This window comes from Streptomyces melanosporofaciens, from assembly GCF_900105695.1.
Lineage (GTDB): Bacteria > Actinomycetota > Actinomycetes > Streptomycetales > Streptomycetaceae > Streptomyces > Streptomyces antimycoticus.
Window position 1 is genome coordinate 9,435,604 of the sequence record NZ_FNST01000002.1, and the last position, 13,991, is coordinate 9,449,594.

The 13,991-nt window shown below is 70.9% G+C and carries 14 protein-coding genes; 5 read left to right on the forward strand and 9 right to left on the reverse strand.

All coding sequences use genetic code 11. From position 1 onward, the window contains the following. Window positions 1-71: 71 nt before the first annotated feature. From BLV72_RS42950 to BLV72_RS42960, 3 genes are all read left to right on the forward strand, one after another. Window positions 72-593 carry a hypothetical protein gene (locus BLV72_RS42950; RefSeq protein WP_093469263.1) on the forward strand — a complete coding sequence of 174 codons (522 nt, stop codon included), beginning with the start codon at window positions 72-74 and terminating at the stop codon, window positions 591-593. Window positions 594-661: 68 nt separating this feature from the next. Continuing rightward, window positions 662-1,924: a sensor histidine kinase gene (locus BLV72_RS42955; RefSeq protein ID WP_143059868.1), complete on the forward strand. Its 1,263-nt coding sequence runs from the start codon at window positions 662-664 to the stop codon at window positions 1,922-1,924. An 11-nt stretch (window positions 1,925-1,935) separates the two neighbouring features. After that, the gene (locus BLV72_RS42960) at window positions 1,936-2,556 is read left to right on the forward strand and encodes a response regulator (RefSeq protein WP_244321287.1); all 621 of its coding nucleotides are present in this window, start codon (window positions 1,936-1,938) and stop codon (window positions 2,554-2,556) included. A 22-nt stretch (window positions 2,557-2,578) separates the two neighbouring features. On the opposite strand, the gene BLV72_RS42965 is transcribed toward BLV72_RS42960, so the two are convergent. The 7 genes from BLV72_RS42965 to BLV72_RS42990 all read right to left on the reverse strand — a co-directional run bounded on the left by BLV72_RS42965 (window position 2,579) and on the right by BLV72_RS42990 (window position 9,478). Further along, window positions 2,579-3,337 carry a nucleotidyltransferase domain-containing protein gene (locus BLV72_RS42965; RefSeq protein ID WP_208905922.1) on the reverse strand — a complete coding sequence of 253 codons (759 nt, stop codon included), beginning with the start codon at window positions 3,335-3,337 and terminating at the stop codon, window positions 2,579-2,581. Window positions 3,338-3,568: 231 nt separating this feature from the next. Continuing rightward, complete coding sequence (locus tag BLV72_RS42970) at window positions 3,569-4,648, reverse strand: NAD-dependent epimerase/dehydratase family protein (RefSeq protein ID WP_244321288.1); 1,080 nt, start codon at window positions 4,646-4,648, stop codon at window positions 3,569-3,571. A 53-nt stretch (window positions 4,649-4,701) separates the two neighbouring features. Next, complete coding sequence (locus tag BLV72_RS42975) at window positions 4,702-5,154, reverse strand: MerR family transcriptional regulator (protein WP_093469269.1); 453 nt, start codon at window positions 5,152-5,154, stop codon at window positions 4,702-4,704. Between the two features lie 77 nt (window positions 5,155-5,231). Continuing rightward, window positions 5,232-5,504, reverse strand: coding sequence for a hypothetical protein (locus BLV72_RS50755; protein WP_244321289.1), 273 nt, complete (start codon window positions 5,502-5,504; stop codon window positions 5,232-5,234). After that, window positions 5,426-6,325, reverse strand: coding sequence for an MFS transporter (locus BLV72_RS42980; protein ID WP_244321290.1), 900 nt, complete (start codon window positions 6,323-6,325; stop codon window positions 5,426-5,428). The genes BLV72_RS50755 and BLV72_RS42980 overlap by 79 nt, the downstream gene beginning before the upstream one ends. Next, on the reverse strand, window positions 6,322-6,954 hold the full coding sequence (locus BLV72_RS42985; protein WP_093469271.1) for a TetR/AcrR family transcriptional regulator: 633 nt from the start codon (window positions 6,952-6,954) through the stop codon (window positions 6,322-6,324). The genes BLV72_RS42980 and BLV72_RS42985 overlap by 4 nt, the downstream gene beginning before the upstream one ends. A gap of 115 nt (window positions 6,955-7,069) precedes the next feature. Further along, window positions 7,070-9,478: a beta-L-arabinofuranosidase domain-containing protein gene (locus tag BLV72_RS42990; protein ID WP_093469272.1), complete on the reverse strand. Its 2,409-nt coding sequence runs from the start codon at window positions 9,476-9,478 to the stop codon at window positions 7,070-7,072. A 250-nt stretch (window positions 9,479-9,728) separates the two neighbouring features. Here BLV72_RS42990 and BLV72_RS42995 point away from each other — a divergent pair, with 250 nt between their 5' ends. Together BLV72_RS42995 and BLV72_RS43000 are read left to right on the forward strand one after the other, a co-directional pair. Beyond that, window positions 9,729-10,460 (forward strand): class I SAM-dependent methyltransferase, encoded by a 732-nt coding sequence (locus tag BLV72_RS42995; protein WP_093469274.1) that lies wholly within the window; start codon window positions 9,729-9,731, stop codon window positions 10,458-10,460. Between the two features lie 135 nt (window positions 10,461-10,595). Beyond that, window positions 10,596-11,450 (forward strand): hypothetical protein, encoded by an 855-nt coding sequence (locus BLV72_RS43000; protein WP_093469275.1) that lies wholly within the window; start codon window positions 10,596-10,598, stop codon window positions 11,448-11,450. A gap of 109 nt (window positions 11,451-11,559) precedes the next feature. On the opposite strand, the gene BLV72_RS43005 is transcribed toward BLV72_RS43000, so the two are convergent. Together BLV72_RS43005 and BLV72_RS43010 are read right to left on the reverse strand one after the other, a co-directional pair. Next, the gene (locus BLV72_RS43005; RefSeq protein WP_093469277.1) at window positions 11,560-11,955 is read right to left on the reverse strand and encodes a hypothetical protein; all 396 of its coding nucleotides are present in this window, start codon (window positions 11,953-11,955) and stop codon (window positions 11,560-11,562) included. Between the two features lie 106 nt (window positions 11,956-12,061). Beyond that, window positions 12,062-13,792, reverse strand: a complete 1,731-nt coding sequence (locus BLV72_RS43010) for a glycoside hydrolase family 43 protein (protein WP_244321291.1) — start codon at window positions 13,790-13,792, stop codon at window positions 12,062-12,064. Window positions 13,793-13,991: the final 199 nt, after the last annotated feature.

Consider the following 13,991-nt stretch of genomic DNA (forward strand, 5'->3'; position numbering starts at 1 on the left):
AGGCTCATGTCCACCCGGGGTGGACCTGTGGGTTGACGTGCGCGGCAGGGGCTCCGGCCGAGCATGACGGCATGGATATCAAGGACTGGCTGATCGATATCGCCCTCGTGGGCATGGTGCTGCTGCAGCTGCGTGGCCGACGGTTGACGGCGAAGACGCTGCTGCTCCCGGTGGCGCTCGTCGCATGGGCGGCGACGAAGTACCTGCACGAGATCCCGACGTCGGGCAACGATCTCCTGCTGATCACCGCCACCACGCTGATCGGGCTCGCTCTGGGCGCGGGGGCCGGGATGCTGACCCGGGTGTACCACAACGACGCCGGTGAGGTCATCGCGCGCGCCACGGCCACGGCGGCCGTCCTGTGGGTGGTGGGCTGCGGCTTCCGCATGGCCTTCCAACTGTTCGCCACGCAGGGTGGCGACGAGGCGATCGGCCGCTTCTCGACCGACTACCACCTTGATCCGACGGCCTGGGCCCCGGCGATTCTCCTGATGGCGTTCGCCGAGGTGATCGCCCGCACCGCCATCGTGGCCTGGCGTGCACGGGCGGTGCTCCTGGGGGCGTCGGACCGGGGCCGGCTGGGTGTTCAGTGAGCGACGGGCCACGGTATGAGCGGTGGCCCCCGGGGCTGGGCAGGTCACGGGCGCGGCATGCTGGTCGGATGAGTACTGGTGATCTCCGGTCGGGCCCCGGCGGACCGTCCGGCCGGTGGGATGTCAATGAACCGACCGCGGAATGGGCCGTGGGCCTGCTCGCCTTGGGCGGCTTGATCTACGGGGCGGTGCAGGCGACACATCCCGGCCTCGACGCCCGCGGCCTCGTCGCGCTGGGGGTCACCGTGGGCCTGGGCCTGGGCTGGGTCGGCTGGCTGGTGGGGCTGCGGAGAGACCGGCCGACAGTCGGTGTGTGCGCGGTGGCCCTGGTGGCGGTCTGTGGCGGGGTGGCGGGGGCGTGGGCGTCATTCGGTGCGGTGGTCGTGGGGGTGGCCGCGATGTGCGCCGTCATGCTGGTGGGGCTGCTCCCCGCCACGGCTCTGGCCGGCCTCGGTGTCGCGGCCGCCGCCGTCGCCCTCGTCATCGACGAGCAGGACGTCGCGAAGCTCGCCGCCGTGGGGGTGGGCGCGCTGTTCGGCCTGCTGCTGGGCGTCGTACGCCGCCAGCGCCGGGACCGGCTGCGGTCCGAGGCCGAGCTGGCGGTGGCGTGGGAACGCGGCGCCGTCGAGCACGAGCGCGCGGAACTGTTCGCCGAGCGCAACCGGATCGCCCGGGAGGTGCACGATGTGCTGGCCCACACCCTGTCGGCGCTGTCGGTGCAGATCACCGCTCTTGATTCCATCGTCGAGGACGGCGCCGGCACCGACGAGGTGCGGGCCGCGATCGGCCGGTCCCGCCGCCTGGTCGTGGAGGGCCTGGACGAGACCCGCCGGGCGGTGCGGGCGCTGCGCGAGGAGCCGGTCGCCCTCGACGAACAGCTCACCGCCCTCGCCACGGACGAAGACGCCGACTTCCGGATCACCGGTTCCGTACGGCCGCTGCCGCCGGCGGCCGGAATAGCCCTGCTGCGGGTCGCGCAGGAAGCACTCACCAACACGCGCAAGCACGCACCGGGCGCCGCCGTCACCGTCACCCTGGCCTTCGGCGAAGCGTCCACCCGTCTGACGGTCACCAATGAGGCGACGGTACGATCTGGCGTCGATCCGGCCGGAGCGCTTGCCGAGACCGGCGGCGGCTTCGGCCTCACCGGCATGCGCGAGCGCGTGGAACTGCTCGGCGGCACACTCGACGCAGGTCCCAAGGACGCAGGTCCCGAAGAGGCAGGTCCCAAGGACGCAGGTCCCAAGGACGCAGGTCCCGAAGAGGCAGGTCCCAAGGGCGCGGCTCCCCAAACCGGTGGCTGGAGAGTGGAAGCGGAGGTCCCGGCGTGAAGGTGGTCATCGTGGACGACCAGACCATTGTCCGCGACGGATTGGTCACCATCTGCGAGCGGCTGCCCGACGTCGAGGTGGTCGCCGCCGTCGGCGACGGTCGGCAGGCCCTGGCCGCGGTCGCCGAGCATTCCCCGGACGTGGTGCTGATGGACCTGCGCATGCCGCACATGGACGGCATCGAAGCCACACGGCACATCACCATGGACCATCCCGCGACGCATGTCGTCGTGCTGACCACCTTCATCGACGATGAATCGATCAACGCGGCGCTCACCGCCGGAGCCCTGGGCTACCTCACCAAGGAAGCCGGGCGAGAGGACGTCGATCGGGCACTGCGGGCGGCCGCCCGCGGACAGGCCCTCCTGGATCCCGCCGTACACGCCCGCCTCGTCGCGCTCGCCCGGCAGCAGCCCGCCGCCGGATCGCGGGAGCTGCCCGCCGGGCTGACCGCACGCGAGGCCGAAGTGCTCATCTGCATGGCCAAGGGCGAGTCCAACCGCGAGATCGCCCGATCGCTGTTCGTCAGCGAAGCCACCGTCAAAACCCATGTCAACCGCGTCTTCGCCAAGACCGGCAGCCGTGACCGCGGCCAGGCCATCGCCTACGCGCACCGGCACGGACTCGGTTGAGGCGCGCCCAGGACGGCACCGCTCAGCCGACGGCTTCGAACAACGCCTCCGCATCGGCGACCGCCTCGGCCAGGACGGCGGGCTCCGGCCGCAGCCCTGCCACGATCGTGTCGATACCGCGCAGACCCGCCCGCTGGAGGAGGCGTTTCTCGTTGGTGGCCCACTCGCCGCGCGCCGCCAGCACCGCGTGCGCCGTCTGCACGGCGGCGGTCGCCACCGCACCCGCGACCTCGGTGGCCTGGCCACGTCCGACATACGAGGCCGAGGCGTACCGCAGTGTCAGAGCCGCGCGCCCGCGCCACACCGCAGGCGCCGCCTCGCGCAGCGCCTCCGGGTACTCGGGGCGGGGCAGGGCGCCCCGCAGCACCTGGTTGAGGGCGAGTTCGGCCACCACCAGATAGCTGGGGATGCCCGCGAGGTGGAACATCAGCGGCTCCCAGTGGAAGCGGCCCTGCCGCGACTCGGCGAGTTCGTGTTCCACCACCTCGAGGTCGCGGTAGTGGACGTCCACGCGCCGTCCGTCGATCGTCAGCCAGGCGCCCCCGTTGAAGACACCGCCGCCCCACTCGCCGATCTCGGAGACCTCGCCCTCCCAGCCGACGGCCCGCAGGTCGGCCGGGTCGAAGCCGCCCCGGTAGTACACGGCCAGGTCCCAGTCGCTCTCCGGGGTGTGGGTGCCTTGGGCACGCGAGCCCCCGAGGGTGACGGCGCGTACGGCGGGCAGGGCGGCGAGCCGCTCAGCGACCTCGTCGAGGAACATGTCGTCGGTCATGTCGGTCATACGGATCCGATCGTGTGAAGTGGATGACGGGTGCTGCGGGCACACCGACCGGACGCCGGAGCACAGGCTCGGACGGCGTTCACGCGGATCGCGATCGGTGAGCCGGGTCATCACTTCATGACGCCGACCTTACCGCCCCCGCCGGGGCCCGAGCCCGCTGCGCCGGAACACCGACGGATGGCGGAGCGGAACACCGACGGATGGCGGCCGGCGGCACGGGCCAGGGGCGGTTCAGTCCTTCACCAGGCCCAGGCGGAACAGGCTCTCCGCGGTGTCGAGGATGGTCGTCACCGGGTCGCGCGGGGTCCAGCCGAAGGCGGAACGCGCCTTCTCGTTGCGCAGGACCGGTACCTTCGCCGCCTGCCCGGCCGCTTCCCGCAGCGCCGGGTCGGAGCGGGCGGCCTCCCGTAGCTCTTCGTCGCTCACCTCATGCGTGGGTACCCGGGCGGCGCGCTCTCCCAGGTGCTCGGCCAGTACCCGGGCGATCCACAGAAAGCTGACGGCCCGTTCGCCGCCGGCGAGGAAGCGCTGCCCGGCCGCGCCGGGATGGGCCATGGCCCGCAGATGGAGGTCGGCGACATCGCGCACGTCCACCATGCCGAAGTGCATACGAGGGGCGGCCTCCATCGTCCCCTCCAGCATCGCCTTCACGAGTTCCGTCGAGGCGGACAGCCGGGGACCGAGCGTCGGACCGAAGATGCCGCTCGGGTTGATCACCGTCAGTTCGAGGCCGTCCCCCTCCTTCGCCACGAAATCCCAGGCGGCCAGCTCCGCGATGGTCTTCGACCGGATGTAGGGCGGGTTGTCGTCCGCGGGGTCGGTCCAGTCGCTCTCGTCGTAGGTGTCACCGTCCTTGGGGCTGTATCCCACCGCGGCGAACGAGGACGTCATCACGACCCTGCGCACACCGTGGTCCCGCGCGGCCCGCAGCACCCGCAGGGTGCCGTCCCGTGCGGGGACGATCAGCTCGTCCTCGTTTTCCGGCTGGACGGAGGGGAACGGCGACGCGACATGCAGGACGTGGGTGCACCCCGCCACCGCGTCGTCCCAGCCGTCGTCCGCGGTCAGGTCGGCGCCGACGATGTCGAGCCGCCCACCCGGATCCACACCGGAGGCCGCGACGGCCGACAGGACGCTCGCGGCGGCGCTCGCCGCCCGGCCGTGCGAACGGACCGTGGTACGCACCCGATGGCCGCTTCGCAGCAGACCGCTGATCACATGGGTGCCGACATAGCCGTTGCCTCCGGTCACCAGGACGAGTTCACCACCACCGGTGTCGGTGTCGGTGTCGGTGTCGGTGTCAGCGGACACGGGGACAATCCTGCCTTCCATGGATTCCTTGCATCCTTTCCGAAACGTATTTCTCACAGCGCGTCGATGACGCCCGTGATCTCGTCGATCGCCCGGCGCTCCGCATCGGCGTCGGCGCGCTCCCGCGCGTCCCACATCTCCGCCTTGAGCCGCAGATAGCGCAGGCGGACTGCCATGAGCGCCATCTCCCGCTCCAGGCGCTCCGCATTGCGCCGGAAGAGGTCGCGCAGGGGAGCGGCGCCCTGCGCGCCTTCGTCGAGGTGGCGGAGGTAGGCGCGCATGTCCTGCACGCTCATGCCGGTCGATCGCAGACACCCCAGCGCCTTGATCGTCTCCACCACGGTGGGGTGGTAGCGCCGGTGGCCACTGTCCCGGTCGCGGTCCACCGCGGGGATCAGGCCGATCTTCTCGTAGTAGCGCAGCGTCGGCTCCGAGAGGCCGCTCAGTCTCGACACCTGCTGGATGGTCATCGGGGAGCCCCGGACCTCTGTCCCTGTCGTTGTCATATGACGAGCATCCGACACTTGAAGCGCTTGAGGTCAAGTGCGATCGACAGGCCGTGCCGCGAGCGCCCGGCCGATGGCTACCGGGACGTCCCGGGCGTGGTGACGGCGGACGCGGGAGTGGGCGCGCCGGGGCGCCGTCCGGGCGTGGCGATGGGGATGTCGCGCATCAGGAACAGCGCCCCGAGGGCGAGCAGCCCGGCGGCGCTGCCGCTCCAGGCGATGGTGGAGCCGATGGCCGTCGTGGTGGGCGCGGCCGTGCCGGAGTGGCCGATCAGGGACTGGGCGCAGGCCAGGCCGACCGCGCCGCCGAGCTGCTTGGTGAGCGCGGAGCCCGCGGTGGCGGTGCCCATGTCGGCGCGCGGGACGGAGTTCTGGGTGGCGATGGTGAGCCCGCCCATGGCCGGTCCGCCAGACCGCCGAGCAGACAGCCCATGACGGCCGGGTCCGTCCAAGAGGGGGCGTGCCCGGCGGTCGCGTTGCCTTTGAGGCTGAGGCCGGTCAGCGCGAGGGAGAGCCCGGTGGCGAGGAGGATGATCCCCACCGCGTCGAGCCGGCCGGACGGCGGGGTGGCGGGACGGCGGTCGGGCAGGGCCAGGGCGATGACGGCGATGGAGGCCAGCCCGAGGGGGAGGTTGAGCCAGAACGCCCAGCGCCAGCCGACATGATCGGCGAGCAGTCCGCCGAGGAGCGGGCCGCCGACCATGCCCATGATCATCATGGTGGCCATCGCCGTCTGCATCCGGATCAGGCCCTGGGGTCGGGACGGTGGGTGGAGGTCGCGGACCAGCGCCATGCCGAGGGTCAGCAGCGCTCCGGCGCCCAGGCCCTGGAGCGCCCGGGAGAGGATCAGCGCCGGCAGGGAGGCGGACAGGCCGCAGGCGACGGAGCCGATCAGGAAGACGGCGAGCCCGCCGATCAGTAACCGGCGGCGGCCGTAGAGGTCGGAGAAGCGGCCGTAGACCGGCACGCTGACGGAGGAGGTCAGCAGATAGGCGGTGACGAGCCAGACGTACCAGGCGTCCCCTCCGCCGATCTGCTCGACGATGCGGGGCAGCGCGGTGCCGACCACGGTGCCGTCCAGCATGGCCAGGAAGGCGCAGCCCAGCAGGGCGAGGGTGATCAGGGTCCGGCGGCGGGACGGGAGTTCCTCGTACGCGTCGGGTCCGGTCACCTGGCCTCCCCGGGTGCCGCGAGCGCGCCGTGCAGGAAGAGGTCCACGACTTCCTCCGTGGTCAGCGGGTCGGGGGCGCCCAGCCGCCCGGCCGACATCAGCGTCAGCTGGAAGGCGTCCGCGAGCCGTTCCGGGGCGAGCCGCAGACTGTCCCGGTCGGGCTCGAAGAGCGCGGCCAGCGCCGCGCGCGGCCGGGCCAGGCTCGCCTCGCGGTCCGGGAGGCGCCCGTCCTTATCGGGCTTGGGGGCGACACGTTCCAGCCGCCCGGCCGCCGCGAGCGCTCCGGCGACCGCGCCGATGCGCGCCATGTGCCCGCGCACCACATCGGCCGCCTCGGCGAGCCGGTCCGCCAGCGGCTGGTCCAGGGCGATCGACTCCAGATGGGCCACGGTGTCATCGGGTCGCACGGCCTCGGCCATACAGGCCGCGAGCAGGGCGTCCTTGTCCTCGAAGACACGGAAGATCGTGCCTTCCCCGATGCCCGCGGCCCGGGCGATCTTCGCCGTCGTCACGGAGGCGCCGTATTCGACGACGAGGGGGAGTGCGGCGGCGACGATCATCGCTCGGCGCTGGTCGGGATCCATGGCCGGCGCACGGCGCCGAGACGGGGTGGAGGAGTTCTCCGGCATGCCGGTACCGTACGGAGTGAGTACTCACTCCGTCAATGTGTTGCCACGAATCACAAGGGAGTGCCGTGCTGCGCGGCGACTTGGCCCCGCGCCCTGCTCGTCCGCCCCGGCCCGATCACACGAGCCGCCACAGATGGTCGTCGGTTCCGTTGTCGTCGTACTGCACCACCTGGGCGCTGTTGGCGGTGGACATGCCGTCGACGCCCAGCACCTTCTGGCTGTTCTTGTTGAGGATGCGGAACCAGCCGTCGCCGTTGTCCACCTTCCTCCAGAGGTGATCGGCCGTGCCGTTGTCCTCGTACTGGACGACGATGGCGCTGTTGGCGGTCGACATCCGGTCGACGCCCAGGACCTTGCCGCTGTGGCCGTTGCGAATCAGGAACCAGCCGTCGCCCCGGTCGATCCACTGCCAGGCGTGGTCTCCCGTCGGCGTGTTGTCGAACTGCACCACACGGGCGCTGTTGGCCGTGGACATCTCGTCGACCGCGAGCACCTTGCCGCTGTGCTTGTTCTGCAGGCGGCGGAAGGGCGGCTCCGGGGTCCATGCCCGGCCCTCCGGCGAGGCAGTCGGAAAGCAGGTGATGCGCAGCCGGGCGGCGCCCATGGGGATGAGGGTGACCGTCTCGGCCGGTGTGTCGGCCCGGGCCGGGCTCTGCTGTAGCGGGGTGACCACCTGCTCGTCGTCGGAGACCCACTCGGGGACGCGACGCGCCTGGGCGGTCATGCGGACCGGGGTGCCCTCGTGGGTGAAGGGATTCGCGGCGAGCGGTCCGTCGTCGCGGGTGAGGGCGGGAAGGGCTCCGGGGGTGAGGCCGTAGTTCCACGGCGTGGTGGCGTGCACTTCGTACTCGGGAAAGGTGTCGGTGCCGGCGTAGCGCACGAAGTCCTCGCCGATGCGCAGGGAGTACGTCAGCGGGCCGTGGTCGACGCTGACCGCGTTGTGCTGGGCGGACCAGGTCCGCAGGGTGGTGCGCTGCGGCAGGCGGATCGTCACCACATCGCCGTCCATCCAGCTCCGGTCGACCTTGACGAAGGCCGGACCGCCGCTCGCGGCCACCGCCCGGCCGTTGACCTCGATACGGGGGTTCGCGCACCAGCCGGGGATGCGCAGATGGAGCGGGAAGGCCACCTTCTCGCGGGTGGACAGGGTGAGCCTGATGGTCTCGTCGAACGGATAGTCGGTGTCCTCGGTGAAGGTGACCGCCGTACCGCCGGCCACCTTCGCGCTCACCTGGCACGCGGCGTACAGGGAAGCGGCGAGCCCCTTGTCGGGAGTGGCCAGCCACAGCTCCTCGGCGAAGTACGGCCAGCCCATGCCGTAGTTGTGCGGACAGCAGCGGTACTGGTCGACGCCCGGCTGGTACGACTGCATGGCGAAGCCGTTCTGGAACTGCCCCTGGGACTTCACCGCGTTGTTCAGATCGATGCTGTTCGCGCTGGTGATGTAGTGGGTGCCGGTGCCCTGGGGATCGAGGGCGGCGGGCAGCATGTTGAAGGCCAGGTCTTCGCAGCGGTCCGCCCAGACGGGGTCGCCGGTGATCCGGGTCAGCAGCTCATGGCTGGCCATGAACTCGACGATGCCGCAGGTCTCGAACCCCTGCCGGGGGTCCGCGAAACCCGGGCGGTAGTTCTCGTCGCCGGCGATGCCACCGCCCGGGAACTGGCCGTATGCGCCGAGCACCGACGCGTAGGTGCGATAGGTCGCCTGTCTGAGCTCGGCGGAACCGGTCACTTGCGCGTACTGGGCGGGCTCGCGGAAACCCTGGGCGATATTGACGTTGTGCGGGCTCGGGAGGTTGTCGACCCAATTGGCGCCGTACGTATGCATCTTGTGGACGAGGTCGAGGAGGAACGCCTCGCCGGTGCGGCGGTACAGCCACATCGCGGTGTCGAGCCCGTCGCCCCAGCGATAGGAGACCCAGCTGGAGTCGAAGGCGCCCGGCCCCTGAGCGTTCATGAAGCTCAGGAAGCGGGTCAGGAAGGGGACCACGCGCTGGTCGCCGGTGAACTCCTCATGGGTGCGCAGGGCCATGAGGAGGGGGAGGAACGGCCAGAAGTCGGGGCCGCCGTTCAGCTTTGTCCGCAGGGAGCGCGGCCCGAAGAAGCCGTCGCTCTGCTGGGTGGCGAGGATGGCGTCGATCCACTTACGGGAGTTCGTGAGCGCCGCCTGGTCACGGGTGGCCACGGCCAGCGGGACATAGCCACGCAGCCAGTAGGGCACCTCCTCCCAGCCGTCCTGGTCCGGATGGGTCCACCCGGTGGCATGGAAGTCGAGGAAGTGCGAGCGCTCCTCGTACCGGCCGCAGAGCCCATGGAGTTGGAGACGGAGCTGCTCGGCCAGCCATCCGCGCGGGGTGACGCTCCCGGACGGGAGCCGGTCGAAGGCATCGGCCAGCGGGGCCCTCGGCCGCCGGGCCGGAGATGCCGGGGATGCCACGGCGGCCGGGGCCAGGTGGGCGGCGAGCGCGGGGGCACCGAGGGTGAGGGCGCTGGTGCGGAGGAAGCGACGTCGGTCGAGGGGCATCGTGCGGCTCCTGTCGGTGGGGGTGCCGAGGAAGTGCCGAAGAAGTGCCGAGGGATGGTCAAGGACGACACGTCGTGCTTGACATCGTTGTCGGGCATCACAGCACGCCACCGGCGCCCTGTCCAGGTGCATGACAGGTCGGGAGGACGACAAGCCGGGAGTGCGGCAAGCCAGGAGTGCGGCAAGCCGTGAGTGTGACAAGCCGGGAGTACGACCGCCCTGCCCCGGGTGGGGTTCTATGCTGAGGGTGATGTCCGCACCCCAGGGCCCCACCTTCCGTGAGCTCGTCGTCCAGGCGCTGTCGTCCGTCGAGCACGGCTACGACCTGCTGGCCCCGAAGTTCGACCACACCGGGTACCGGACCCCGGCGTCGGTGCTGGACTCGGTGACCGGCGCCCTGCGCGGGCTCGGGCCCTTCGACAGCGGCCTCGACGTGTGCTGCGGAACCGGCGCGGGCATGGGCGTGCTGCGGCAGGTGTGCCGGGAGCGGATCACCGGCGTCGACTTCAGTGCGGGCATGCTGGCCGCGGGCCGGGCGCGTACGCCGGTGGCGCCGGCCGCCGCGCGCACGGACTGGGTACGCGCCGACGTACGCGCCCTTCCGTTCGGGCCGGTCTTCGACCTGGCGGTGAGCTTCGGGGCGTTCGGCCACTTCCTGCCGCGGGAGCTGCCGGGGCTCTTCGCCCAGGTCCATTCCGTGCTCCGCCCTGGCGGCCGGTTCGCCTTCCCGATCGGGGCACCGGCCCGTCCGCGATCCCGGCACTACTGGGAGCTCCTGGCGTTCGACACCGCGATGCGGGTGCGCAACGCGGTATGGCGGCCGCGCTTTGTGATGTACTACCGGACCTTCCGGCTCGCGGAGGTGCGGGAAGAGCTGCTCCGGGCCGGGTTCGAGGTCGAACTGAGGGCACTGGAGGAGCTCGGCCGGCGGGCGGACGGCAGCCCTCGCTGCCGACTGGTGGTGGCCACCCGGCCGGTCTGAGCGGGACTGTTGGCCACTGGCCGATGTGGGCGGGATCCACGCGGACGCGGCGATCGCGGATACATGGCGGCAACCCAAGCGGCAGTGGCGGCGACCTGGGGCTGACAACTTGTCAGCTGCTCAAGGGAGTTCACAGTGCGCTCATTCCTCGCGCGCCTGGCCACCGTGCCGGCCGCCCTGGCCGCGCTGGTCGCCGCGCCCGGTGTCGCGACGGCCGCCCCGTCGCGGGTCGCCGACGACTGGAACCCGCCCGCCAACCTGGTGCAGCCGCTGGGCGAGGTGTGGAATCACGTCGAGTCGACCTATCCCGATCTCTACGGCTTCCGCAACTACGGCTGGGACCAGGTCATGGCCAACAGGGGAAGCGTCAACTACTGCGTCCGCTGGGAGTCCGACGCGCCCGTCAGCGCCGCGCTGCGCGACCAGATCCACACCGCGGTGAAGAAGCAGTACGCCAAGTGGATGGCGGCCATGGTGGAGAACGGCAAGGGACACAACGCCTGGCCCTACACCAATGTCCCGGTCAACATCGTCGGCTGGGCCGTGAAGAACCGCTCCACACTCCAGTGGACCGACAACTCGGTCGACATCTACGCCGGGAACCTCGACGGCGGCGGCGCCCCGCAGTGCTCACCCGACTGCGGACGTTTCTTCCACCAGGATGGTAACTACTCGCGCTGCCCGGGCGGTGCGGCCCGCCACTACGACCAGTCGCTGTGGCTGACGAAGGGCTTCCAGGGCGGTGCCGGCGGGGACTGGGGTCAGCGGGTGGGACAGGAGTACTTCACCGGCGCGCTGAACCAGGAGAACATCCACATCTACCTGCATGAAGTCGGCCACACCTTCGGCCTCGACGACTTCTACGACTGGACGCCGACCGGCCAGTGCTGCTTCCTCATGAAGGCGGGAAGCGCCACGCAGATCACGGAGTTCGACAAGTGGATGCTCCGCGACTTCTGGCGCCATCTGAAGAGCCGCTACGGCCTCTGAGTGGACGGTGTCCGCACCCGCCCACCAATGACCCCTGGTCCCGTCATCCGAGCCGTGCCGGAGCTTCGGCGACGTCCCCTGCCCGGCCGGGCAGGGGACGTCCGCCCGTTCAGTCGTCACATTCACCGCGCCAGGTGAGGCTGGTCAGGGTGGCCTTGTTCCCAATGATCAACTTGTAGTCGCCGGGGCCGGGGTTGAAGTGGAGACACCTGCCGAACGTCTGTCCGTTGAAGACCCAGGTGGCCTGGATGTGATCGTGGCCCGGCTGACGGGTGCCGTTGTTGAAGATCGTGCTGCCGACGATGCCGGTCGGGTGGGATCCCCTCCAGTTGCCGGTGCTCTTGATCACGGCCGGTCCGTCGGTGCCCACGTTGCTGTCGAACACACAGACGTTCCCCGGGGGACAGTCGGGCGGGCTGGGCTCGGCCGATGCGGTGGGCGCGCTGGCGAGTACGGCGACGAGGGCCGCGGACAGGGCTGCCGTGACGGCGATGCGCTGGTGCATGGTGTTCCTCCCGGCTTCCGCTGGGGGCGCCCTCCTGGGCGCCCCTTCTGCCGACAGGGCACCACGAACCGGCGGGGACTGGTCCCGAGGGCCCGTCCCCGGCCGTCTACGAGAAAATCGGTCCCATCCGGAACCAGTCGAACTCCGCCACACCGCCCCTGCCGCCGGTCGCCGGGCCGGTCGCGAAGAGTCCCACGGTCGCCCCGATCCACTTGCCCGCGGTCGCGGGGAACGGCGCCCCGAGCGGTGTGAACCCCCGCCCGTCCACCTCGGCCGCGAACTGGCACACCGCGCCGGGCCGCACAGTCACCCGGAGCCGTACGGCAGCGCGCCCCCTCCGCAACGGCACCGGCGTGACGACGTCCACCTCGGCGGCGTCCCGGGCCGCGGTACGGCATACGAGGACGATCCGGTCACCGTCGTGGTGCGGGCCCGCCCAGGCGTAGCTCTCACCCAGAACCACCAGCCCGGCCCGGGACCCCGCCGTCATGGTGGACACGCTCATCGAGGTCGTCGCGGTGAACGACTCGGCGGGTAACCGCTGGGTCAGCACATGAGGCAGCAGCCGCAAATCATCGCCGACCGTGCTCGGCTGGCAGATCAGGGTGAGCCGGCCCGGGGAGTGGCGCAGCGACCACCACGCCGGGTCGGCGTTCGCCTGCCACATCCACTGCCGGCCCAGCTCCGCCCTGCTGAAGTCGTCGCCACTGGCCGGCGCGGTGACCTGTGTCCGGCCGTTCACCCGGGGCTTGGTGTGCACCAGCACCGGCGTACCGCGGCCGCTGCCGTCGTCGGTGCCCATCACCGGCCAGCCATCGGTGCGCCACCGCATCGGCTGGAGGTGCACCACCCGCCCGTAGGCATCGCGGTCCTGGAAGTGCAGGAACCAGTCCTCGCCACTTTCGGTCGTCACCCATGCCCCCTGGTGCGGCCCGTTGACGGGGGTGTCGCCCTGGGCGAGGACGATGCGGTCCTCGTACGGCCCCCAGATGGAGCGGGAGCGGAACGCCGACTGCCAGCCGTTGGTGACACCTCCGGCGGGCGCGAAGATCCAGTACCAGCCGTCCCGCTTGTAGAGTTTCGGGCCCTCCAGTGTGGTGTAGCCGGGGAGCTCATCGCCGTTGATCACGATCCGGCCCGCGTCGAGCAGCTCGGTTCCGTCCGGGCTCATACGGTGCAGCGTGAGCCGGTTGTTGATACCGCTGCGGCTCTTCGCCCATGCGTGGACCAGATACGCCTGCCCGTCGTCGTCCCACAGCGGACACGGGTCGATCAGCCCCTTGCCCGGTTTGACCGGACGCGGTGCGCTCCATGGCCCTCGCGGATCGGTGGCGGTCACCATGAAGATCCCGAAGTCGGGGTCGGGATAGAAGATCCAGAACTTGCCGTCGTGATGGCGCAGGGCCGGGGCCCACACCCCTTCGCCGTGCCTCGGCTCGCTGAAGTGGTCCTCGGGCTCCAGCTCGGTCAGGGCGTGGCCGATGACGCTCCAGTTGACCAGGTCGACCGACCGCAGCACGGGCAGTCCGGGAACGCGGTTGAAGGTGGAGGCGACCAGATAGAAGTAGGGGCCCACCCGGATCACGTCGGGGTCGGACCAGTCGGCGTTGAGCACCGGGTTCCGATAGCGGCCGTCCCCCAGGTCGGCCGCCCAGGGGAGATGCGTGCGGGCCGAGGCCGGTTCACTTGCCGTCACCGCGCCACCTGCCTCGATCGGTCCGCCTGGCCGTGGCGTCGCAGAAGCCGGGGTGGTGGCGCCGACTCCGCCGAGCACCGTCGATCCGGCGACCGCGCCGAGGCCGGTCCGTAATACCTGCCTGCGACCGTGTTCGCTCACTGTTCCCTCCGGGGCGACTCATGGGGGTGCGTCCGTCGGTTGGGTGGTGCGTCTGCCTGTTGGGCGGTGCGTGTGCCTGTTCGGGTGATGCGTCTGCCTGTTGGGTAACGCGCCTGCCGGTAAGCGCTTTCTGTCTTCCGTCGGAGTCTGTCAGCGCGTCCTGGCCCGGGCAAGACCGGCGAGAATCCGCCACCGGACG

Coding starts and splice junctions, on each gene's coding strand:
- BLV72_RS42975 (WP_093469269.1), bottom strand. CDS start 5,154: ATGACAACGACAGGGACAGAGGTCCGGGGCTCCCCGATGACCATCCAG.
- BLV72_RS42965 (WP_208905922.1), bottom strand. CDS start 3,337: ATGACCGACATGACCGACGACATGTTCCTCGACGAGGTCGCTGAGCGG.
- BLV72_RS42950 (WP_093469263.1), top strand. CDS start 72: ATGGATATCAAGGACTGGCTGATCGATATCGCCCTCGTGGGCATGGTG.
- BLV72_RS42995 (WP_093469274.1), top strand. CDS start 9,729: ATGTCCGCACCCCAGGGCCCCACCTTCCGTGAGCTCGTCGTCCAGGCG.
- BLV72_RS43005 (WP_093469277.1), bottom strand. CDS start 11,955: ATGCACCAGCGCATCGCCGTCACGGCAGCCCTGTCCGCGGCCCTCGTC.
- BLV72_RS42990 (WP_093469272.1), bottom strand. CDS start 9,478: ATGCCCCTCGACCGACGTCGCTTCCTCCGCACCAGCGCCCTCACCCTC.
- BLV72_RS42955 (WP_143059868.1), top strand. CDS start 662: ATGAGTACTGGTGATCTCCGGTCGGGCCCCGGCGGACCGTCCGGCCGG.
- BLV72_RS42985 (WP_093469271.1), bottom strand. CDS start 6,954: ATGCCGGAGAACTCCTCCACCCCGTCTCGGCGCCGTGCGCCGGCCATG.
- BLV72_RS50755 (WP_244321289.1), bottom strand. CDS start 5,504: ATGGGCACCGCCACCGCGGGCTCCGCGCTCACCAAGCAGCTCGGCGGC.